Annotated in this window: 19 protein-coding genes; 2 read left to right on the top strand and 17 right to left on the bottom strand. The window is 72.5% G+C overall.

Features of this window, described 5'->3' with window-relative positions; all coding sequences use genetic code 11:
- Positions 1-2: 2 nt before the first annotated feature.
- The 12 genes from Cch01nite_RS05625 to Cch01nite_RS05680 form a co-directional block, all read right to left on the bottom strand.
- Positions 3-437 (bottom strand): type II secretion system protein, encoded by a 435-nt coding sequence (locus Cch01nite_RS05625; protein WP_203749696.1) that lies wholly within the window; start codon positions 435-437, stop codon positions 3-5.
- 153 nt (positions 438-590) lie between these two features.
- Positions 591-1,823, bottom strand: coding sequence for a type II secretion system F family protein (locus Cch01nite_RS05630; protein ID WP_203749698.1), 1,233 nt, complete (start codon positions 1,821-1,823; stop codon positions 591-593).
- Positions 1,820-3,358: a type IV pilus twitching motility protein PilT gene (locus Cch01nite_RS05635; protein WP_275407170.1), complete on the bottom strand. Its 1,539-nt coding sequence runs from the start codon at positions 3,356-3,358 to the stop codon at positions 1,820-1,822. The genes Cch01nite_RS05630 and Cch01nite_RS05635 overlap by 4 nt, the downstream gene beginning before the upstream one ends.
- A 229-nt stretch (positions 3,359-3,587) precedes the next feature.
- Entirely contained in the window at positions 3,588-5,261 is a 1,674-nt protein-coding gene (locus tag Cch01nite_RS05640) for a GspE/PulE family protein (protein WP_203749700.1), read from the bottom strand.
- 113 nt (positions 5,262-5,374) lie between these two features.
- A complete protein-coding gene (locus Cch01nite_RS05645; protein WP_203749703.1) occupies positions 5,375-6,271 on the bottom strand; it encodes a shikimate dehydrogenase in 897 nt (298 codons plus the stop codon).
- Between the two features lie 104 nt (positions 6,272-6,375).
- The gene (mltG, locus tag Cch01nite_RS05650; protein WP_239069925.1) at positions 6,376-7,527 is read right to left on the bottom strand and encodes an endolytic transglycosylase MltG; all 1,152 of its coding nucleotides are present in this window, start codon (positions 7,525-7,527) and stop codon (positions 6,376-6,378) included.
- 58 nt (positions 7,528-7,585) lie between these two features.
- Positions 7,586-8,152, bottom strand: a complete 567-nt coding sequence (ruvX, locus tag Cch01nite_RS05655) for a Holliday junction resolvase RuvX (protein ID WP_203749707.1) — start codon at positions 8,150-8,152, stop codon at positions 7,586-7,588.
- A gap of 1 nt (position 8,153) precedes the next feature.
- Positions 8,154-10,832, bottom strand: a complete 2,679-nt coding sequence (gene alaS, locus Cch01nite_RS05660) for an alanine--tRNA ligase (RefSeq protein ID WP_203749709.1) — start codon at positions 10,830-10,832, stop codon at positions 8,154-8,156.
- Between the two features lie 80 nt (positions 10,833-10,912).
- Positions 10,913-11,269 (bottom strand): hypothetical protein, encoded by a 357-nt coding sequence (locus tag Cch01nite_RS05665; protein ID WP_203749711.1) that lies wholly within the window; start codon positions 11,267-11,269, stop codon positions 10,913-10,915.
- Positions 11,269-11,634 (bottom strand): DUF948 domain-containing protein, encoded by a 366-nt coding sequence (locus tag Cch01nite_RS05670; protein ID WP_203749712.1) that lies wholly within the window; start codon positions 11,632-11,634, stop codon positions 11,269-11,271. The genes Cch01nite_RS05665 and Cch01nite_RS05670 overlap by 1 nt, the downstream gene beginning before the upstream one ends.
- 147 nt (positions 11,635-11,781) lie before the next feature.
- The gene (rpsD, locus tag Cch01nite_RS05675) at positions 11,782-12,408 is read right to left on the bottom strand and encodes a 30S ribosomal protein S4 (RefSeq protein WP_203749714.1); all 627 of its coding nucleotides are present in this window, start codon (positions 12,406-12,408) and stop codon (positions 11,782-11,784) included.
- A gap of 246 nt (positions 12,409-12,654) precedes the next feature.
- On the bottom strand, positions 12,655-14,028 hold the full coding sequence (locus tag Cch01nite_RS05680) for a replication-associated recombination protein A (RefSeq protein WP_203749716.1): 1,374 nt from the start codon (positions 14,026-14,028) through the stop codon (positions 12,655-12,657).
- Between the two features lie 127 nt (positions 14,029-14,155).
- Here Cch01nite_RS05680 and Cch01nite_RS05685 point away from each other — a divergent pair, with 127 nt between their 5' ends.
- Positions 14,156-16,399, top strand: a complete 2,244-nt coding sequence (locus Cch01nite_RS05685; RefSeq protein WP_203749718.1) for an MMPL family transporter — start codon at positions 14,156-14,158, stop codon at positions 16,397-16,399.
- Positions 16,400-16,407: 8 nt separating this feature from the next.
- On the top strand, positions 16,408-16,743 hold the full coding sequence (locus Cch01nite_RS05690) for a hypothetical protein (RefSeq protein WP_203749721.1): 336 nt from the start codon (positions 16,408-16,410) through the stop codon (positions 16,741-16,743).
- Between the two features lie 20 nt (positions 16,744-16,763).
- On the opposite strand, the gene Cch01nite_RS05695 is transcribed toward Cch01nite_RS05690, so the two are convergent.
- The 5 genes from Cch01nite_RS05695 to Cch01nite_RS05715 form a co-directional block, all read right to left on the bottom strand.
- Positions 16,764-17,567 carry a GNAT family N-acetyltransferase gene (locus Cch01nite_RS05695; protein ID WP_203749723.1) on the bottom strand — a complete coding sequence of 268 codons (804 nt, stop codon included), beginning with the start codon at positions 17,565-17,567 and terminating at the stop codon, positions 16,764-16,766.
- Entirely contained in the window at positions 17,564-19,354 is a 1,791-nt protein-coding gene (aspS, locus tag Cch01nite_RS05700; protein ID WP_203749725.1) for an aspartate--tRNA ligase, read from the bottom strand. The genes Cch01nite_RS05695 and aspS overlap by 4 nt, the downstream gene beginning before the upstream one ends.
- Positions 19,355-19,457: 103 nt before the next feature.
- A complete protein-coding gene (locus tag Cch01nite_RS05705; RefSeq protein WP_203749726.1) occupies positions 19,458-20,513 on the bottom strand; it encodes an Rv2578c family radical SAM protein in 1,056 nt (351 codons plus the stop codon).
- 70 nt (positions 20,514-20,583) lie between these two features.
- Complete coding sequence (hisS, locus tag Cch01nite_RS05710; protein WP_203749728.1) at positions 20,584-21,972, bottom strand: histidine--tRNA ligase; 1,389 nt, start codon at positions 21,970-21,972, stop codon at positions 20,584-20,586.
- 45 nt (positions 21,973-22,017) lie between these two features.
- Positions 22,018-22,749: an MBL fold metallo-hydrolase gene (locus Cch01nite_RS05715; RefSeq protein WP_203749730.1), complete on the bottom strand. Its 732-nt coding sequence runs from the start codon at positions 22,747-22,749 to the stop codon at positions 22,018-22,020.
- Positions 22,750-22,761: the final 12 nt, after the last annotated feature.

Below are 22,761 nucleotides of genomic sequence, written 5' to 3' on the forward strand. Positions count from 1 at the left end.
CGTCAGCACTGGCCCGCTTCGAGGCCGCCGGCCGCCGAGTACCGGAAGCCGGTGGACTTGGCCTTGTCGCCCGAGTCGTCCTTCACCGAGACGCACCACGACTGGTCCTTGTCGAGGTCCTTCGTGGTGCCGAGGTAGACGTTCTTCGACGCGTTGCCGACAGATGCGCCGTTGATCTCCCACTTCTTCGTCGTCGTGTTCAGCGAGACCGTCGCGGCGGTGCTGCCGTCCCAGTCGACGAAGTACGTGGCCAGCTCCTTGCCGAGGGTAGACACGTCGGCCTTGGCAGCCGTGTCCTCGGCCTTCTTGCGCTGGTTGAGGAACACCGGGATCGCGATCGCCGCGAGGATGCCGATGATGATCATGACGACGAGGAGCTCGATCAGGGTGAAGCCCTGGTCCTTCTCCTCCATGGACTTGCGGATACGAGCGATCATGTCTGCTCCCTCACGGTTCGAGAACGTCTGCCGAGTTTTCAAGTTCGTCCGGCCGAGGCCGGTCCAGTCATACATCCCGGACATCGGCCGGTTGGTCCGCCTACTTGAGCACAAATGTCTGCTGGGCACAGATTCACTCGTTGGGCGCAGCCGTCAGCTGATGAGGTTGAAGATGCCGAAGATGGGCATGTACATCGCAATCACCATGGAACCGACAATTGCGCCGATCACGACGATCATCAAAGGCTCGATGAGGCTCGTGAGCTGCTCGGTCGTCGACTCGACCTCCTGGTCGTAGAAGTCCGCGACCTTGCCGAGCATCGTGTCGAGCGCACCGGTGTCCTCACCGACGGCCATCATCTGCACGACCATCGGCGGGAACACCGGGTGCTGGGACAGCGGGCCGGCGAGCGACTCACCGCGGCGCACGGACTCCTGCACGGCCTTCGCGGCACGCTCGATCACGAGGTTGCCGCTCGTCTCGCCGACGATGTCGAGCGCCTGCAGCAGCGGCACGCCGGCGTGGATCATCGTGCCGAAGTTACGGGTGAACCGGGACACCGCGATCTTGCGGAACAGGTTGCCGAAGACGGGGACCTTGAGCTTCCACGGGTCGACGCGCTCCCGGATGCTCCGGTCGTTCTTGTGCCGGGACCACCAGATGGAGAAGCCGATGAGCACCACCACGATCGGGATGATCGTGATCTTGAGCCCCTGCGACAGCATCATCAGGATGCGGGTGGGCAGCGGCAGCGTGCCGCCGAGCGTCGAGAACATGCCCGCGAAGATCGGCACGATGAACAGGAGCATGCCCGTCGTGGCGAGGATCGCCACGACGAACACGACGACCGGGTAGGTCATCGCCGACTTGATCTTGCCGCGGAGCTTGACCTCGGCCTCGAAGTTGTCCGCGACCGAGACGAGCACCTGGTCGAGGAAGCCGCCGACCTCGCCGGCCTTGACCATGTTGATCATCAGCGGCGGGAACACGTCCGGGTGCTTGTTCAGCGCTGTCGAGAACGCGCCGCCGACCTCGACGTCGTTGCGCACCTGGCCGATGACCTTCGCGAGGGCCTTCGACTCCGTCTGGTCCGCGAGGATCGACAGGGCGCGCAGCAGCGACAGGCCCGAGTCGATCATCGTCGCGAGCTGGCGCGACATGACGGCGAGGTCCTTGAGCGTGATCTTGTTCCCGCCGAAGCCCGGGATGCTGATCTCGGCGTTGAGGCCGCCGGTGCTGACCTCGGAGATCGAGACCGCCGCCAGGCCCATGTCACGCAGCCGGTTGGCGACCGCCGCCTGGTTGGGGGCGTCGACCCGGCCCTTGACGAGCTTGCCGGCCTTGTCCCGGACCGCGTACTCGAACGTCTTCGTCGCCGCCATCACAGGGCCTGGCTTCCGAAGTTGTGGCCGCCGCCCATGGTGACCGCGTCACCGAGGCCTGCCGCACCCTGCGAGCCGCCGGAGAACCGACCCGTGAGCCGGTTGAAGTCCTCGACGTGGTGGCACTTCTCGAGGCCGGTCTCGTACGCGATCTTCCCGGTCTTCACCAGGTCGGCCAGATGCTGGTCCATGGTGTGCATCCCCTGCTTCGCACCGGCCTGCATGGCCGAGTAGATCTGATGGGTCTTGCCCTCACGGATGAGGTTGCGGATGGCCGGGGTGGCCACCATCACCTCGGTGGCGACGGACCGGCCGGGCGAGTCGGACCGCTTGCAGAGCGTCTGGCAGACGACGCCCTGGATGGCACCGGCCAGCTGCGTGCGGACCTGCGCCTGCTGGTGGGACGGGAAGACGTCGATGACACGGTCGATCGTCTGCGCCGCGTCCTGCGTGTGCAGCGTCGCGAACACCAGGTGACCGGTCTCCGCCGCGGTCAGGGCGACCGAGATCGTCTCCAGGTCACGCATCTCGCCGACGAGGATGATGTCGGGGTCCTGCCGCAGCACGTGCTTGAGGGCGTTCGCGAACGAGTGCGTGTCCGCGCCGACCTCCCGCTGGTTGATCAGCGACTTCTTGTGCCGGTGGAGGAACTCGATCGGGTCCTCGACCGTCATGATGTGGTCCTCGCGGGTCCGGTTCGCGAGGTCGACGATCGCGGCGAGCGTCGTCGACTTGCCGGAGCCGGTGGGCCCGGTGACGAGCACGAGCCCGCGCGGCAGACCGGCGAACGTCCCGACGACGGCCGGGACGCCGAGCGCCTCGAGCGGCTTGATCTCGTAGGGGATCACCCGGAACGCCGCGCCGATCGACTCGCGCTGCTGGTAGATGTTCACGCGGAACCGCGCCAGCCCCCGCACGGCGTACGAGAGGTCGAGCTCGAGGTTCGCCTCGAACGTCTCCCGCTGCTTCTGCGTGAGGATCGCGTACAGGACGCGACGCAGGCTCTCCGGGTTCATCGTGCCGAAGCCGTCGAGCGCCCGCAGCGACCCGGAGATCCGGACCATCGGCGCCGCGCCGCTGGTGAGGTGCACGTCGGACGCGCCCAGCTTCACCATCTGGGCGAGCACCTCGTCGATCGGCAGGTCGTCCTCGCGCTGCTCGTCGCCCATGCCGCGGCGCGGGCCACGGTCACGGACTGGGGCAGCCTGCGCCGGGGCCTTCGGCTGCTGCACGGGCTCGGCGGGAGGCGCCGCAGGCTGGTGCCCGGGCGCGCCCGGGGCCAGGGCCGTCGGGGCAGGCAGGTACGCCGTCGGCGGGCCGGCGGGCGGCCCCGCGGGCGGTGCCGGCTGGAACGCCGCGGCCGGGCCGGGCGCGGGCGCGGCAGGCCGCTGGGGTGCGGGCGTGTAGGGCGCGGCCGGCGTGCTCTGCGACCAGGGCGCGGCGGACGCGCTCGGCGGCGCGTACCCGCCGGGGGCGGCGGCGGGCGCCGGCGGGCGGACCGTGCTCTGCGACGGGATCGGTGAGAACTCGGTCGGCATGGGACCGGTCGGCGCCCCGACCTGGGGACCGACCGGGCGGTAGGGCGGCAGGGGCCTCGTCGGCTCACCTGCGGCGCCCTGATAGGACTCGCTCACGTCATTTCCTCCCACAAGGTCCAGTGGCGCCCGCCGGTGCGGTCGCGCCAGCTCCTGACCGGGTGCTCTCGAGCGTTCATCGGCGCACGGCGTGCCCGACTTGAGGCGGCGGTGCACGCCGCGGCGCAGACGGTCATGCGACGACGCGCAGGATCTCCTCGATCGACGTGTGACCCAGCGCGACCTTGTGCCAGCCGTCGTCGCGGAGCGTGATCATGCCCTGCTTCACCGCCGTCGCACCGATGTCCGCGCTCGACGAGTGGGCCACGGCGTGACGCTCGATGTCCTCGGTCACGCGCATGACCTCGTGCAGGGCCAGCCGCCCCCGGTAGCCGGTGTTGGAGCACGTCACGCAGCCCACCGGTCGCATGAGCTCCGGCACGGGCTCCCCCGGCACCCAGGGGAACCGGGCCGCCTCGAGCTCGGTGGGCGTCGGCAGGTACGCCTCCTTGCACTTGCCGCACAGCCGACGCGCGAGGCGCTGGGCCACGACCGCGTCGAGCGCCGACCCCACGAGGAAGGGCTCGATGCCCATCTCCGTGAGCCGCGTGACCGCGGACGGCGCGTCGTTCGTGTGCAGCGTCGACAGCACGAGGTGACCGGTGAGGGCGGCCTCGATGGCGATCTGCGCCGTCTCGTGGTCACGGATCTCACCGAGCAGCACCACGTCCGGGTCGGACCGCAGGATCGAGCGCAGCGCACCCGCGAACGTCAGGCCGGCCTTCGGGTTGACCTGCACCTGGTTGATGCCGGGCAGCCGGTACTCGACCGGGTCCTCGACGGTGATGACGTTGATCTCCGGCTTCGACACCGCGTTGAGCGTCGCGTACAGGGTGGTCGACTTGCCCGACCCGGTCGGGCCGGTCACCAGGATCATCCCGTAGGGCTTGGTGTACGACTCGCGGTACGTCTCGTAGTTGTGGTCGAGGAACGACAGGTCACGCAGGTCGAGGCTCGCCGTCGAGTTGTCGAGGATTCGCATGACGATCTTCTCGCCCCACACCGTCGGCAGCGTCGCCACGCGGAGGTCGATCTTGCGGCCGTTGTGCACCACGGACATGCGGCCGTCCTGCGGCTTGCGCTTCTCGGCGATGTCGATGTCGCTCATGATCTTCACGCGGCTGATGACGCCGCCCTGGATCTGCTTGGGCGAGCGCTGCGTCTCGTGGAGCACGCCGTCGATGCGGTACCGGACGCGCAGGTCGTGCTCGGTCGGCTCGATGTGGATGTCGGAGGCACGGTCGGTGATCGCCTGCGTCACCAGCAGGTTGACGTACCGCACGATCGGGGCGTCGTCGTCGACGAAGTCGCCCATCTTCGACAGGTCGGCCTGAGGCTCGGCGGCCTCCTCCTCGAACGCCGAGGAGAGGTCCTCCATCTCGCCGTCGGCGCGGCAGAAGCGGTCGATCGCCCGCGCCAGGTTGTCGTACGTCGCGATCACCGAGATGACCGGCATGCCCGACATGGTGCGCACGTCGTCGACGGCCATGACGTTCCCCGGGTCGGCGGTCGCGAGAACGACCGAGCCGCCCTGGAAGCCGACGGGGAGCACCGTGTACCTGCGGCACAGGGCAGCCGGCACGATCGCCACGGCGGCACGGTCGACCTGGAACTCGTCGAGGTCGATGAAGTCCATGCCGACCTGGGCGGCGAGGGCCTTGACGAGCTGCCCCTCGGACAGGATGCCGAGCTCGACCATGGTGCGGCCGAGGGAGCCTCCCCGCGTGATCTGCTCGTCCATCGCGGCGAGCAGCTGCGCCTCCGAGACGAGGCCTTCGTCGAGCAGGATCTCCCCGAGCTGCTTCACGCGCGTTCCCTCCGGTTGCAGGCCCGGCCGGCTCTCTCGCGCACGGGTCCACTGCCCTCATCGGCAGGACGAGGGTGCGGCCTGAGGGATTCGGAGGGATACGTCCGCGGTGGCTAGGACGCCAGACGCGCGTCGAGCGCCGCCGCCATGGCGTCGACCGGACCGGGCCGGCCCGTCATGAGCCGGACCTGCTCGACGGCCTGGTGCAGGAGCATCCGCTCTCCCCCGACGACGACCCCGCCGCGTGCCGCCCAGGCGGCGGAGAGCGCCGTCGGCCGCGGGTCGTACGCGACGTCGAGCAGGACGCCCGCCGGCCGCGCACCGGGGAGCGCCGCCGCGAGGTCGTCGGCCGCGTGCGGGGGCAACGTCGACACCACGACGTCCGCGGTGCCGATCTGGTCCACCGCGTCGTCGAGCGACCGGAGCACCGGCTGCACGCCCATCCGGTGCGCGGCACGCACCAGCCCGCCGGCCCGCGGCACGGAGCGCACGTACACGACGGCGGTGGTGCAGCCGAGCTGGCCGAGCGCCGCCAGCGTCGAGGCCGCCGTCGCGCCCGCGCCGAGCACCGCGGCCGTGCCGACCCGGGCGGCGGTGCCGCCGGTCAGCCCTTCGCCGAGGGCGGTCACGAGGCCGTACACGTCGGTGTTCGCGCCCACCAGGACCCGTCCTGCACCGGACCCCTGCAGGAGCACCGTGTTCACGGCGCCGACGACCTCCGCGAGCGGCTCGACGTGGTCGAGGAGGCCGAGCACCGTCTGCTTGAGCGGCATCGTGAGGCTGAGGCCCGCCCAGGTGTCGTCGAGCGACCCGACGAACGCGGCGAGCCCGTCCTCCGTCACGTCGACCGCGTCGTACCGCCAGTCGGCGAGCCCGAGCGACTCGTACGCGGCGCGGTGCAGCGTCGGCGACAGGGAGTGCGCGATCGGGTGGCCGAGGACGGCCGCCCGCGACCGTGCGCGCGTGCCCGGCGCGTGCCCGACCGGGGCCTGCGGGTCGTGACGATCCATGGCCCGGAGCATAGGTGCCCGACGGGCGACCACTCGCGCGTGGTCGCCCGTCGGAAGGTCCTGCCACCGGTGCGCCGCCGACCGGTCACGCGGCGCGGTGCGTGCTACCCGCCGTGCTCCGCCTGCCACTCGTGCAGCTTCTCGACGTTCAGCTGGTGGTCGTCGTAGTTGCTCGCGAAGAGCGTCTCGCCCGTGTCGAGGTTGACGGTCACCCAGAACAGCCAGTCACCGGGCTCGGGGTTCAGGACGGCGTCGATCGACACCTCCCCCGGGGAGGCGATCGGCGTCGGCGGCAGCCCCAGGTGGCGGTAGGTGTTGTACGGGTTCGACGGGTCCTGCGTCATCTCGGTGGTGAGCTGCTTGCCCGAGATGCCCAGGCCGTACGCGACCGTCGCGTCGACCTGCAGGGGCATCTGCTTGTCGAGCCGGTTGTCGATCGCTCGCGCGACCTTCGGACGGTCCGCCGCGAGCTTCGCCTCACGCTCGACGATGGACGCCTTGTTCAGCACCGTCTCCCACTGGTCGTTCGGGACACCCTTGACCGTGAGGACCTCGACCGTCTTCGCGGTCATCTGCTGCAGGACGCTCGCAGCCGAGGCGCCGGGCTCCACCGGGTAGGTCGCGGGGAACAGCCAGCCCTCGACGGCGCCCCCCGCCTCCGCGGGCAGGCCGATGGCCGCCGGGTCGGCCGCGGCCGCCTTGAGGTCCTCGATCGGGATGAGCGTGACCTCGTTGACCTTCGCGAGCGTCTGCTCGGTCGTGTAGCCCTCCGGGATCGTCACGCCGATGGTCGCGCGGCTCGACGGGTTGAGCAGCGCGAGGACCGCGTCGGACGCCTTCATCTCCAGCAGCAGGTTGTACGTGCCGGGCTGGATCGAGATCGAGTCGGGGTTGGCCGCGTACGCACGGTTGAACGCCTTCTCGGTCGCCACGACACCGGCGACCTGGAGCGTGTGCGCGATCATCGCGCCCGTGTCGCCGTCCGCCACGACGACGCGCGCCGCCGGGTGCCCGGGGCCCGGGTAGTCCTCGACGCCGGCCTCGTTCCCGCTGCCGCCGCCGAAGACGCCGCCGAGCAGCTCGGAGACCACGTACCCCGCACCCGCGACGAGCACGAGCGCCACGATCAGCACCCAGATCGAGCGGCGACGTCGCTTCTGGCGCTCGCGCTGGGCACGTGCGCGGCCGCGGGACCGGGAGCGTCGCGACTCGGGCGACGACGACCTTGCGGCGGGGTCGCCGAACAGATCTGTCACCTGGTCACTCCGCTCCACCGGTGCCCACCAGTCGGTCTGGCTGTTGCTCACGTGTGCGTCACTCCAGAGTCGTTCCTCCGTCACCTGCAGCCCCCCCGCGCGCCACAGGACCGTGCTGAGGTGGGTCGGCGTCGACCCGCTCTCCGGGACGCCGTCCCGTCGCACGCTCCGCGTCCAGCGCGTACTGCAGAATCACCACCGCGGCCGCCTGGTCGACGACCTGCCGGTGGCTGCGTCCGGATCGGCCGGACGCATGCAGCGCTTGATGGGCGGACACCGTGCTCATCCGCTCGTCGACCAGCCGCACCCTCACGGGTGCGACAGCCTGCGCCAGTTGGACAGCGTACGCGCGGGCGGCACCTGATGCGGCACCTTCGGTACCGGATAGATGTCTGGGAAGTCCGACGTACACGACTGCCGCACCACGTTCGCCCACCTCGTGCACGATCTGCGCCACATCCGCCGGCACCTGCCCGGCCGCCGGCTTCCGCCCGTCACGCGCGAGCGTCGCGACGGGCGTGGCGACGAGACCGTCCGGGTCGCTCGTGGCGAGCCCCACCCGCACGGACCCGACGTCGACCGCGAGCCGGACCCCGCGGACGACCTCCTCCGCGTCGCGCGGCACGTCAGTCGCCCAGGGCGCCGACGACCGCCGCCAGGGCCTCGCCGAGCCGGCTCGCGTCGGTGCCGCCGCCCTGCGCGAGGTCGTCCTTGCCGCCGCCCCCGCCACCGAGGATGCCCGACGCGGTGCGCACCAGCGCCCCGGCCCGCACACCCGCAGCACGCGCCGCCGCGTTCGTGGCGACGACGACGACGGGACGCCCGTTGCCCGTCCCGCCGACGGCGACGACGGCGGGCGCCGACTCGCCGAGGCGGGAGCGCAGGTCGAGGACGAGGGTCCGCACGTCGTCCGCGGACACCTCGCCCGCATCGTGCGTGACGACACGCGTGGCACCGACCGTCTGCGCACCCTCGACGAGCGAGCCCGCTGACGCCAGGAGCTGACCGGCGCGCATCGTCGCCAGCTTCTTCTCGGAGTCCTTGACACGTGCGAGGAGCGAGGACACCCGGTCCGCGAGCTCGTCCGGGCGGGCGCCGAGCAGCCCGGAGAGCTGGCCGACGAGCGCCCGCTCCTTGGCCTGGTAGCCGTACGCGCCCGCGCCGACGAGCGCGTCGACGCGACGGACGCCCGAGCCGATGGCCGACTCCGACAGCAGGGTGACCAGGCCGAGCTCCCCCGACCGCTTCACGTGCGTGCCGGCGCACAGCTCGAGCGACCAGCCGTCGCCGATGTCGACGACCCGGACCTCGTTGCCGTACTTCTCGCCGAACAGCGCCATCGCGCCCTTGGCGCGCGCCTCGTCGATCCGCATCACCGAGTCGGTGACCTCGAGGTCGTCCTGCAGGCGCTGGTTGACGCGCTCCTCGATCTCCGCGACGACCTCGCTCGGGGTCGCGCTGGGCGAGCGGAAGTCGAACCGCAGCCGGCTCGGCGCGTTGAGGGACCCGGCCTGCGTGGCCGACTCGCCGATCGACTCGTGCAGCGCCTTGTGGACGAGGTGCGTCGCGGTGTGAGCACGCGCGATCGCCCGGCGGCGGCCGAGGTCGATCTTCGCGGTGCCGCGCTCGCCGAACGTGACCGTGCCGTCGACGAGGCGCCCGTGGTGCACGGACAGGCCCTTGACCGGCGCCTGGACGTCGTCGACCTCGATCCGGGCGCCGCCGTCGAGCACGATCACGCCGGTGTCGGCCTGCTGGCCGCCCGCCTCCGCGTAGAACGGGGTCACGTCGAGGACGACCTCGACGTCCGCCGGTGCGGTGGCGGCGGGCGCGGGAACGCCGTCGACGAGCAGGCCGACGACCTGCGACCGCGCCTCCGCGTCGGTGTACCCGACGAACTGCACCGGCTTCGCGGTGGCCTCGCTGAGCGTCGAGTGCAGCTCCTGGTACGCCGCCGTGTCGGCACGGCCCGCCCGCTTCGCGAGCGCGTCGGCCCGCGCGCGCTCCCGCTGCGCCTGCATGAGCGTCCGGAACGCCTGCTCGTCGACCGAGACGCCCTGCTCCGCCGCCATCTCGAGCGTGAGGTCGATCGGGAAGCCGTAGGTGTCGTGCAGCGCGAACGCCTGGTCGCCGGACAGCACGGGCGACGGCGCGCCCTTCGCCGCCTGGACGGCCGTGTCGAGGATCGTCGTGCCCGCCGCGAGGGTGCGCCGGAACGTCTCCTCCTCGGCGTACGCGACCTGGCTGATCCGGTCCCAGTCGCGTGCGAGCTCCGGGTACGACGGGCTCATCGCGTCGCGGCTCATCGGCAGCAGCACCGGGAGCGCAAGGTCCTCGACGCCGAGCAGGCGCATCGCCCGGATCGAGCGGCGCAGCAGCCGGCGCAGCACGTACCCGCGGCCCTCGTTCGACGGGGTCACGCCGTCGCCCATGAGCATCAGGCCGGACCGGACGTGGTCCGCGACGACCCGCATGCGCACGTCGTCGTCGTGGTTCGCGCCGTAGCGACGCCCCGACAGGTCCTGTGCGCCCTGGATGACCGGGAACACCTGGTCGATCTCGTACATGTTGTCGACGCCCTGCAGCAGGTACGCGACCCGCTCCAGCCCCATGCCGGTGTCGATGTTCTTCTGCTTGAGCTCGCCGAGGATCGGGAAGTCCTCCTTGCCCCCGCCGTCGCCGCGCTCGTACTGCATGAAGACGAGGTTCCAGATCTCCAGGTACCGGTCCTCGTCGACGACCGGACCGCCCTCGGCGCCGAACTCGGGGCCGCGGTCGACGTAGATCTCCGAGCAGGGACCGGCCGGGCCTCGCGCACCCGTGGACCAGAAGTTGTCCTTCATCCCCCGGCGCTGGATGCGCTCGTCGGGCAGGCCCGCGATGCGCTTCCACAGCGCGACTGCCTCGTCGTCGTCGTGGTAGACGGTGACCCAGATCTTGTCCGGGTCGAAGCCGTAGCCACCGTCCGCCTGCGACGAGGTCACCAGGCGCCACGCGTGCGTGATCGCGCCTTCCTTGAAGTAGTCGCCGAACGAGAAGTTGCCGTTCATCTGGAAGAACGTGCCGTGCCGGGTCGTCTTGCCGACCTCCTCGATGTCGAGGGTGCGCACGCACTTCTGCACGCTCGTGGCGCGCGGCCACGGCGGGGTCTGCTCGCCGAGCATGTACGGGATGAACGGCACCATGCCCGCGATGACGAACAGCGTCGACGGGTCCGGCGAGATGAGGGGTGCCGACGGCACGACGGCGTGGCCCTGGCCCTCGAAGTAGTCGAGCCAACGCTGGCGGATCTCGGCGGTACGCATGGTGTCCTCGTATGTCGTTCGGTCCTGTCCCGGTCGGGACATCCTTCTCGGTGGTGCACCGCCTGGCGACGGCAATCAGGTCAGAAGAACGCGTACCCGTCGTCGTCGTCCGGGTCCTCCGTGGGACCGACCCAGTCCTCGCGGGCGCGGCGCGCGGCCCACGTGCGGCGTAGGTCGGCGACCCGCTCCGGACGCTGCGCCCGCAGCGCCTCGACGTCCACGTCGCCGACGAGGTCGTGCCGGAGCTGCTCCTCGCGCTCGGCCATCCCCGTGCGGAACTCGTGCTGCGCCGTCCGGACGGCCGTCATGAGCCGGCCGACCCCCTGCACGGCGTCCGCGGTGCCCGCCGGCACGTACGCGTCGACGAGCGCGCGGCCCTTGCGGACCACGAGGATCGTCGCCACGACGCCGACCCCCACCCACACGAGCCTGCGCATCACTTGCCCCGACGCGGGGCGGTGAGCCCGGACAGCGCACGTCGCACGCCGTACGAGAACGCCGCGACCTTGATCATCGGCGCACCGACCGTCGCGGCGAACAGGGACGTCAGCGCCGAGACGTTCTCCGACACCTGCGCGGCGGCCGTGGTCACCGTGTCGATGTTCTCGAGCTGCGTGTTCGACGACGCGACGAGCGTGGCCGTCTCGTCGAGCACCGGCACCGTGTGGTCCGTGAGCTCCTTCAGGGAGGCGGTGGCCCCGTCGAACGTCCGCCCCAGCTTGACCAGCGGCACGGCGAGGAACCCGACGAGCCCCACGAACGCGACCGCCGCGATGAGGCCTGCGACGTCACCGACCGACATGCCACCCCTCCAGTCCGGGGTCCCGACGACCCCGCCGGAAACCCTACCCACGAACGCGTCGCGCACGCGCACGACGCCCCCGGTCGACCGCTGGCGCACGAACGCCCCGCGTGCGACGGGCGCAGCGGGGCGTTCGTGGTGCCTGGGTCAGCGGGCGTAGTACTCGACGACCAGCTGGACCTCGCAGGTCACGGGGACCTCGGCGCGCTTGGGGGCGCGGACCAGGACGGCGCTGAGCTTCTCGAGCTGCACGTCGAGGTAGCCCGGGACGGCCGGCAGGACGTCGCGGTGCGCACCGGCGGCGGCGACCTGGAACGGCACGGTGGCCTGGCTCTTCGGCTTGATCTGCAGCGTCTGGCCGGGCTTCACGCGGAACGACGGGCGGTCCACGATCTTGCCGTCGACCAGGATGTGGCGGTGCACCACGACCTGGCGGGCCTGCAGGATGGTCCGGGCGAAGCCCGACCGCAGGACGAGCGCGTCGAGACGCGTCTCGAGGTTCTCGACGAGCGCCTCACCGGTCAGGCCCGGGGCCTTGCGGGCGTCCTCGTACGCACGGGCGAGCTGCTTCTCGCGGAGCGCGTACTGGGCGCGCAGACGCTGCTTCTCGCGCAGACGGACCGCGTAGTCCGACTCGGTGCGGCGACGGGCACGGCCGTGCTCGCCGGGCGGGTAGGGGCGCTTCTCGAAGTGCTTGACGGCCTTCGGCGTCAGGGCCAGGCCGAGTGCGCGGCTCAGGCGGACCTGGCGGCGCGAACGGGTCACACTGCTCACAGAGATACTTCCTGTCGTTTGATTGACGTCACACCCGCGAGGTGGAGTTCCGGCGGGCGTGGGGCCGACCATGGTGCGCGACGGGTGCCGCGCGGCTAAGGCCCCAGGTGGTCGACCTCACGGTTCACCGACAGATGCGCAGCACCCGTCCCGAGGACGACCTGGATACCTTACCGTCTCGACGCCCGCAGGCCGAATCGCGGGCCGGCAGAGCCGTCAGCCCGCCCGGCGTCACCCTCGGCCCGGTCAGTCCCGGTCGTCGAGGATCGCCCGCACGCGCTCGAGCCGCTCGGCGACCTGCCGCTCGTACCCGCGGTCGCTCGGCTCGTAGTACCGCGTGCCGACGAGCTCGTCGGGCAGGTACTGCTGCGCCGCCACGGCGTGCGGCTCGTCGTGCGCGTACACGTACCCGGTGCCGTGGCCCAGCTGCCGTGCGCCCGGGTAGTGCGCGTCCCGCAGGTGCGACGGCACCGAGCCGAGCCGGCCCGCCTGCACGTCCGCCAGCGCCTTGTTGATGCCCGTGTACGCGGCGTTCGACTTCGGGGCCGTCGCGAGGTGGACGACGGCCTCGGCCAGGATGATCCGCGCCTCGGGCATGCCGATGAGCGCGACCGCCTGCGCCGCCGCTACGGCCGTCTGCAGCGCGCTCGGGTCCGCCATGCCCACGTCCTCCGCGGCCGAGATGACGATCCGCCGGGCGATGAACCGCGGGTCCTCCCCCGCCGCGATCATCCGTGCGAGGTAGTGCAGCGACGCGTCGACGTCCGACCCCCGCACCGACTTGATGAAGGCGCTGATCACGTCGTAGTGCTGGTCGCCGTCCCGGTCGTAGCGGACCGCCGCCACGTCGATCGCGCGCTCGACGGTCGCGAGGTCCACGAGGACCGGGTCCTCGCCGGCCCGCTCGTCGGACAGCGCAGCCCCGGCGGCGGCCTCGAGGATCGTCAGCGCCTTGCGCGCGTCCCCGCCCGCCAGGCGCAGCAGGTGCTCCTCGGCATCCTCCGCGAGCGTGACGGCCCCGCCCAGCCCGCGCTCGTCCGCCACGGCCCTGCGGACGAGCGTGCGGACGTCGTCCGTGCCGAGCGGCTGCAGCGTGAGCAGCAAGGACCGTGACAGCAGCGGGGAGTTCACCGAGAACGACGGGTTCTCCGTCGTCGCCGCCACGAGCGTCACCCAGCGGTTCTCCACGCTCGGCAGCAGCGCGTCCTGCTGGGCCTTGGTGAAGCGGTGCACCTCGTCGATGAACAGCACCGTCTCGGACGCGTCGGTGGCGAGTCGCCGGCGGGCGTCCTCGATGACGGCCCGCACGTCCTTGACGCCGGCGGTCACGGCCGACAGCTCGACGAAGCGGCGGCCCGACGTGGCGGCGATCAGGTACGCCAGCGTCGTCTTGCCCGTGCCGGGCGGACCCCACAGGACGACCGAGGTCGGCGCCGCGCGGCGGGCGGCGTCGTTCGCGGGCTCGACCAGCCGGCGCAACGGCGAGCCCGCGACCAGCAGATGTCCCTGGCCCGCGACCTCGTCGAGCGTCCGCGGCCGCATGCGGACGGCGAGCGGTGCGTTCGCCCCCACCGCGGGCACGCCCGTCGCGGTCGACGTGACGGCGTCGAACAAGTCCATGCGGGCAGGGTACGCACGACCGCCCACCCCGCCCGACCGCGTCGAGGTCACGGGCCCGGAGGCCGCTGTGACTCACCCGCACGGGGCACGCCCGCAGGAGTGCGCCCCCGGGCGTCGACCTGCGACGATGACCGGCGTGTTCGCGCGACTCGGCCGCACCGTGGCCCACCACCCCCGTCTCACCGTGCTCGTCTGGGTGGTGGTCGCCGTCGCGGGGTACGCCCTGGCGGTCTTCGGCGTGCACGGAGAGAGCCTGTTCGACCGGCTGACGTCCGGCGCCCCTGGCGTCCCCGGGTCCCAGAGCGAGCAGGCGCAGGCGATCCTCGAGGCCAGCGGGGCGCGCGGCTCGTCGCTCACCCTCGTGCTGCAAGGAGTGGACCCGGCCGACCCCGAGGTGGCCACGGCGTTCGCACCGGCGCGCGAAGACCTCGCGGCGATCGACGGCGTCGAGGCCGTCATCGACCCGCTCGCGCTGCCCGAGGGCATCACGAACCCCGCGGCCGCGCCGCTCGTCGCGCAGGACGGCGACGGCTTCCTCGTGGTCGTCGAGCTCGACCCGGACCTCGCGGAGGGCGCCCGGCAGACGGCGCTCGACGACGTGGAGCACCGGCTCGAGCAGGTACCCGACGACCTGCGCGACGTCGCACCGGACGTCACGGGGATCGTCGGCGGGACGACCCTCATCGTCGGCGCGATCAACGCGCAGGTGGAGACCGACCTGCGCACCGGGGAGACCATCGCCCTGCCGATCGCGCTGCTCATCATGGTGCTCGTGTTCGGCGGGTTCCTCGCCGCCGCGATGCCGATGGCCGGGGCGCTCGCCTCCATCGCGGGCGGGCTCGCCGTGCTCCTCGGCTTCTCCTACTTGCTCGACCTCGACGCGTCGGTCGTCAACGTCGTCACGCTCCTCGGCCTCGGCCTGTCGATCGACTACGGGCTGCTCATCGTGTCCCGGTTCCGCGAGGAGCTGCACCAGCTGGTCGACGCCGACGGCGGCGAGGGCAGCCGACGGCGACGCGGCGACGGCGCCGTGATCCACGCGCTCGAGCGAACCATGGCGACGGCGGGCCGGACCGTGACGTTCTCCGCGGTCATCGTCGCCATCTCGATCGCCGGCCTGCTCGTGTTCCGGCCGCAGATCCTGCGGGCGATCGGCGCCGCCGGCGTCGCCGTCATCGTCGTCGCCGTCGCGACCGCCCTCACCCTCGTCCCCGCGCTCGTGGTGCTCGCGGGCCGGCGCCTCATCAGGCCGAGCATCCTGTCCCGGGTCCCCGGGCTGCGCTCAATCCTGGCCCGCACGTCCGACGTGCAGTCCGAGGAGGGCGTGTTCTCCCGGAGCACCCAGCGGGTGCAGCGCCACCCCTGGTGGGTGCTGCTCGGCAGCCTGGCGCTCCTCGGGCTGCTCGCGCTGCCCCTGCGGCACATCGAGCTGCGCAACTCCACCACCGAGCTGCTGCCCGCCGGGAGCACGCAGCGCGAGTTCGTCGACCTGCTCGCCGACCAGTACCCCGCGTCGACCACGCCCGCGATCACCGTCGTCGCGGAGACGACCCTCGAGGAGGCGACCGCCTGGGCCGCGACGCTCGAGGACCTCGACGGCGTGGCGTCGGTCGATCCCCCGTCCGTGCTCGGCTCGTACGTCGTGATCGGCGTGCGGCCCGACACCGACGACCCGGGCGGTGACGTCGCACGGTCGGTCGTGCAGGAGATCCGCGCCCTCGACGCCCCGTTCCCCACGTGGACGACCGGTCAGGCCGCGACGCAGATCGACTTCACCACCGCGCTCAAGGACCGGGCGCGCGTCGCGATCGGCATCGTCGCGGTCGCGACCCTCGTCCTGCTGTTCCTCATGACCGGCTCCGTGGTCATCCCCGTCAAGGCGCTGCTCACGAACGCGGTCTCGCTCGCCGCGTCGCTCGGCGTGCTCGTCTGGGTGTTCCAGGACGGGCACCTGTCCGGCGTGCTCGGGTTCACCTCGACGGGCGGGATCGAGACGTACGTCGTCGCGCTCGTCATCGCGTTCGCGTTCGGGCTCGCGATGGACTACGAGGTGTTCCTGCTGTCACGCATCAAGGAGCTCTACGACGGCGGCCTGCCCAACGACGCCGCGGTGCGGCTCGGGCTGCAGCGGTCCGGCCGGATCATCACGTCGGCCGCCGCGATCGTCATCGTGGTCTTCGCCGGCTTCGTCGCCGGGCAGATGCTGGTCATCAAGGAGGTGGGCTTCTCGCTCGCCGTCGCCGTGCTCGTCGACGCGACGCTCGTCCGCCTGCTGCTCGTGCCCGCGACGATGACGATCCTGGGCCGCGCCAACTGGTGGTCGCCCCGGTTCCTGCGCCGCCTGTACGCGCGGTTCTCGATCAGCCACTGAGCCGTCCGATGACCGACCGCCTGCACGTCACGCCGCCCACGAGCCAGTCACGCTCGTTCGCACGGCGCGTCGCGGTCGGGACCATCCTGTCCGCCGTCCTCGCGCTGCTGCTGGTCTCGCTCGTCCTCGTCGCGGTGCTCAGGCGGGACCACACCGAGGCGGCGTTCGGCTGGGTCTTCCAGGCCATGGTCGTGGTCGTCGGCGCGGTGCTCCTCCGGCCGCTGTGGCGCTGGGTCCTGGCGGAGCGCCCACAGCCAGACGTGCCGGCGCGGCTCGACGAGATCGCGGAGCCCCGGGCGCACGAGGGCATCTCGGGGAAGGTCGCGCCGCCTCGACGCTGGTGACGGGACCGTCGGTCGGGCGCTCAGGCCGGCGGGCGCTCCGCGCCGACGGGTCCGAACGACGCGAGCTCAGCGTCGACCGTGAACCCGAGCCGCGCGTAGAGCCGCCGGGCCACCGCGTTCTCGGCGTACATCCCGAGGCTGACGAACGCCATGCCCTCGGCGAAGGCCTGACGGACGGCGACGCGGGTCAGCGCCGTGCCGAGGCCGGCGGATCGCGCTGCCGGCACGACCCCGAGCCCGTGCACGTGCCACGACGCCACACCGCTGGCGGCCCCCCGGGACGTGGCGCCGACGACGCCGAGCAAGCCGTCCGGTCCGTCCACGCCCCACCAGCCCGCCTCGCCCGGGCCGGCCGGGTCCGCGGACGTCCCGGGGTTGCCGAGCGCGAGGCACGCGCGGACGGCGTCGGCCTCCGCAGCCGGGTCGAGGCGCCGCACGACCGAGTCCCCTGCCCGTGCCGGCGGGGCGTGCTCGGTCGAGAGCCAGTCCCAGACGGAGAACGGCGCGAGCCTCAGCGCGGAGAGCACCGAGACGGGCACCTGCGCACCACGCGCGACGTTCAGCCAGCCCACCCGGTCGACGAATCCGGCACGCGCCAACGGCGACCCGGGCTCGTGGCGACGCGCGACGACGTCCGCGAGGAGCCGCTCCACCTCGGGTGCGCCGCCGAGCGTCAGGACGAACGGCCCCCGGGGCGACGGCGACGCGAGCAGCACCGCACGCCCGTCGCCGACGACCACGGCGTCCCGCCAGCGGCCGTCGACGCCGTCGAGCATGCGGTGCCGCCGCCAGACCTCGGGGAGCCGGTCGAGCAGCGTGCTCACGCGGTCGGCTGCTCCGGTGCCGGCGGTGCGGCCGGCTTCGGCTTGGCGTCGACCCCGGCCTCCCGGCGCTGCTCGGGCGTGATCGGCGCGGGCGCGGCCGTCAGCGGGTCGTAGCCGCCGCCGGACTTCGGGAACGCGATGACGTCGCGGATCGACTCCGACCTCGTCATGAGCGCCACGATCCGGTCCCAGCCGAACGCGATCCCGCCGTGCGGCGGTGCACCGAACTGGAACGCGTCGAGCAGGAAGCCGAACTTCTCCTGCGCCTCGTCGTGACCGATGCCCATGACGTCGAACACGCGCTCCTGCACGTCCCGGCGGTGGATACGGATCGAGCCGCCGCCGATCTCGTTGCCGTTGCACACGATGTCGTACGCGTACGCGAGCGCCGCGCCCGGGTCCTGCTCGAACGTGTCGATCCACTCGGGCGTCGGCGACGTGAACGCGTGGTGCACGGCCGTCCACGCACCGCCGCCGACCGCCACGTCGTCGTCCTCGCCCGTGGGCTTGAACAGGGGCGCGTCCACGACCCAGACGAACTCCCACGCGTCCTCGTCGATCAGGCCGCCGCGGCGGCCGATCTCCAGGCGCGCCGCACCGAGCAGCGCGCGCGCCTCGCTGACCGACCCGGCGGCGAAGAAGATCGCGTCGCCCGGGTTCGCCCCGACCGCGGCCGCGAGACCGGCGCGCTCCGACTCGGTGATGTTCTTGGCGACCGGGCCGCCGAGCTCGCCGTCCTCACCCACGGTGACGTAGGCGAGACCCTTCGCGCCGCGCTGCTTCGCCCAGTCCTGCCAGGCGTCGAACCCGCGACGCGGTGTCGCGGCACCACCGGGCTGGACGACGGCGCCGACGTACGGCGCCTGGAACACCCGGAACGGCGTCTCCCGGAAGTACTCCGTCAGCTCGGTGAGCTCGAGCCCGAACCGCAGGTCCGGCTTGTCGCTGCCGTAGCGGGCCATCGCGTCCGCGAACGTCATCCGCCGGATCGGCGTGGGGATCTCGACGTCGATGAGGCGCCACAGCGCCACGACGATCTGCTCGCCGAGCGCGATGACGTCGTCCTGCTCGACGAAGCTCATCTCGACGTCGAGCTGCGTGAACTCCGGCTGCCGGTCGGCACGGAAGTCCTCGTCCCGGTAGCAGCGGGCGATCTGGTAGTACCGCTCGAGCCCGCCGACCATGAGGAGCTGCTTGAAGAGCTGCGGCGACTGCGGCAGCGCGTACCAGGAGCCGGGCGCCAACCGGGCCGGCACCAGGAAGTCGCGCGCACCCTCCGGGGTGGAGCGGGTCAGCGTCGGCGTCTCGACCTCGACGAAGTCCTGCGCGTCGAGCACCGCGCGCGCCGCCTGGTTCGCCTTCGCCCGCAGGCGCATCGCCCGGGCCGGCGCGGGCCGGCGCAGGTCGAGGTAGCGGTGCTTGAGGCGGGCCTCTTCGCCGACCGGCTCGTCGAGCGAGGACGACACCTGGAACGGCAGCGGCGCGGCCTCGTTGAGCACGTCGACGTCGGCGGCGACGAGCTCGACCTCACCCGTCGCGAGATGGGGGTTCTCGTTGCCCTCGGGCCGCCGGCCCACGACACCCGTCACCTTGAGCACGTACTCGGCCCGCAGGCCGTGCGCGACGGCCTCGTCGCGGATGACGATCTGCGCGATGCCCGACGCGTCCCGCAGGTCGACGAACGCGACGCCGCCGTGATCACGGCGACGGTCCACCCAGCCCGTGAGGGTGACGGTGGTGCCGATGTGCTCGGCTCGCAGCGAGCCGGCCGTGTGGGTGCGGAGCACGGAAGGTCCTTCGGGGTCGGGGGTGGGTCGCGCCCACCGGGCGCCCGCACGATCCTAGTGCCCACCGCCTGCCGGGACGCCGCCGAGCGGGTCGCCCGTGGGGTCAGAACAAGGTGGGCTGCGCCACCTCCGGGTCGGGCGCCGCGGCCTGCCGCCACGGGATGCTCCCGACCGGGTACGCACCCTCGCCGCGCTGCGAGCGGTGCCCCGACGACCCGAACCCGTGCCGGACGAGCAACGGCGCGGTGCGGTCGCGCAGCCACCGCGCGTACTCGGCCGGCACCGACGCACGCGGGCCGTACAGGGCCTCGTAGCGCCCGACGAGCTGCGGGTGGTGCTCCGCGAGCCACCCGAGGAACAGCGGCTTCACGGACCCGCGCAGGTGCAGGGGCAGCACCGTCACACCCGTGGCGCCGGCGTCCGCGAGCCGTCCGAGCAGGTCGTCGAGCTGGTCCGCCCCGTCCGTCAGCCACGGCAGGACGGGCGCCACCATGACCCCGCAGGGCAGCCCGGCCTCCCGGACCGCGCGGATCAGGTCGAGCCTCGCCCGCGGGGTCGGCGTGCCCGGCTCCACGCTCTGCTGCAGCGACTCGTCCCCCACGGCGAGCGAGACCCCGAGACCGACCGGCACCTGACCGGCCGCGTCGACGAGCAGGGGCAGGTCCCGGCGCAGCAGCGTTCCCTTGGTGAGGATCGACAGGGGCGTCCCGCTGCTCGCGAGCGCCGTGACGATCCCAGGCATGAGCTGGTACCGGCCCTCGACGCGCTGGTAGGGGTCGGTGTTGGTGCCGAGGGCGACGTGCTCGTGCCCCCAGGAACGGCGGGCGAGCTCGGCGCGGAGGACCTCGACGACGTTCGTCTTGACGACGATCTGGGTCTCGAAGTCGACCCCCGGGCCGAGGTCGAGGTACTCGTGGGTGGGGCGGGCGAAGCAGTACCGGCAGGCGTGCAGGCAGCCCCGGGTCGGGTTGATGGTCCAGCGGAACGGCATCTGCGAGGCGTCGGGCACCTTGTTGAGGGCGCTCCGGCACAGCACCTCGTGGAACGTGACGCCCGCGAACTCCGGCGTGCGCACGGTCCGCACGAGGCCGGCGAGCGGGAGCCCCGGCAGGGTCCCCTCGTCACGCTCCGCGGTCAGCCGCTGCCCGTCCCACCTCATGGCGTCAGTCGAACACGTGTTCGAGCCGCCGTCAACCGCGCCGACGGCGCGTCGCGCTCCCCCGGCGGCGTCAGCCCTCGGCGGGCACCACCCTCGGCCAGCGGTCCTCGGCGGGCGGGCGCCAGGTCGTCGCGTCCGCCGGGACCTGCTCGCCGGACCGGATGTCCTTGACCTGGTCGCCCGCGACCACGCCGTCGTCGTCCGTCTGCCCGAGGAACCACACGTACGGGATCCCCCGACGGTCCGCGTGCCGGATCTGCTTGCCGAACTTCGCGGCGGACGGCGCGACCTCGACGGGGATCCCGCGAGCCCGCAGCGCGACGGCGACCGCGTCGGACCGCGACCGGTCCTCCTCCTGGGTGACCGCGACGAGCACGGCGCTCGGGACCGAGCGGGTGGCACGGACGAGCCCGCCGCCGACGAGGCGGGACACGAGCCGGGAGACGCCGATGGACAGGCCGACACCGGGGTACGTCGTCGTCCCGTCGGACGCCAGCGTGTCGTAGCGGCCGCCCGAGCAGATGGACCCGAGCTGCTCGTGCCCGACCAGCACGGTCTCGTACACGGAGCCGGTGTAGTAGTCGAGGCCCCGGGCGATCTTCAGGTCGGCCACGACCACGCCCGGCGCGCGCTCGGCGGCCGCGCGCACGAGGGCCCCGAGCTCGGTCAGGCCGGTGTCGAGCAGCTCGTGGGTGGCACCGTGCCGCTCGGCGAGCTCGCGCACACGGTCGACGATCGACTCGTCGTCCCCGCTGATCGCCGCGAGCTCGAGGCACGCGGCGGCCTGGGCCTGGGTGGCACCGGCCTCGTCGACCAGGAGAGCCGCGACGGCGTCCGGGCCGATCTTGTCGAGCTTGTCGATGCCGCGCAGCACCGCGTCGACGTCGGTGAGGCCGAGGCCCCGGTAGAAGCCTTCGGCGACCTTGCGGTTGTTCACCAGGATCCGCACGGGCGGCACGCCGATCTCCCGGAGCGCCCCGAGGGCCTCCGCCATGACGAGCGGCAGCTCGACCTCGTAGTGGTACGGGAGGTCACCGGCCCCGACGACGTCGATGTCGGCCTGCACGAACTCCCGGAACCGCCCGTCCTGGGGCCGCTCTCCGCGCCACACCTTCTGGATCTGGTAGCGCCGGAACGGGAAGGCCAGGTGGCCGGCGTTCTCGAGCACGTACCGGGCGAACGGCACGGTGAGGTCGAAGTGCAGGCCGAGCCTCCCGGCCCGGTCGGTGGCGTCCGGCGCGCTGTCCGGGTCCTCCTGCAGGCGCGACAGGACGTAGACCTCCTTGGAGGTCTCCCCCTTGCGCAGCAGCTGCTCGAGCGGCTCGACGGCGCGCGTCTCGATGCCGGCGAACCCGTGGAGCTCGAAGGTGCGGCGCAGGACGTCGAGCACGTGCTGCTCGACGAGGCGGCCCTCGGGCAGCCACTCGGGGAATCCGGACAAGGGGGTCGGTCGTGCCATGGGGCCGAATCCTTCCAGACGCGGGCGGGACCCCGCGTCCTTGTTTCAGGTGGCCGCGCGCAGGTAGGGGTTGGTGGCCAGCTCCGTGCCGATGTCGCTGGTCGGCCCGTGCCCCGGCACGACGACGGTCTCGGGCGGGAGCGCCGCGACGACCTCCCGGAGCGTGCGGCGCATCTCGGCGTCGTCGCCGCCGGGCAGGTCGGTGCGGCCGATGCTGCCCGCGAACAGGACGTCCCCGGTGAGCGCGACGGGCCCAGCACCGTCGACGTCGAGGAGGTACAGCGTCGACCCCTCGGTGTGGCCCGGCGCGTGCCGGGCGAGCAGCTTGACCGTCCCGAACGCGAGGGCGACGTCGTCCGAGCGCATCCCGGGCGCCGTCCCGAGCTCCTCGACGCGGGCGGGCTCCACGTACGTCGACGGGCCGATGCCTGCTGCCGCCAGCGCCTGCGCGAGCGGCCCGGAGGGGTCGTGCGGGGACGTCCGGCCGCCGAGCACGCCGAGGGTGCCGAACGGGTCGGCGAGCCGGTACGCGTCCGCCGTGTGCACGACGAACGGCACGTCGAACCGTGCGGAGAGCACCGCCGCGTCCCAGGTGTGGTCCACGTGCCCGTGCGTCGCGAGCAGCGCCCGCGGACGCAGGCCGTGCCGTTCGACGAGCTCCGTGACCTGGTCGGCGACACCCGCACCGGGATCGACCAGCACGCAGTCCCCGTGGTCCGCCACCACGAGCGTGCACCGGGCCGCGAACACGGGGGCGACCACCGTCGACAGCTGCATGCACCGCACGCT

The sequence above is a fragment of the Cellulomonas chitinilytica genome (assembly GCF_016862675.1).
GTDB classification, from domain to species: domain Bacteria; phylum Actinomycetota; class Actinomycetes; order Actinomycetales; family Cellulomonadaceae; genus Cellulomonas; species Cellulomonas chitinilytica.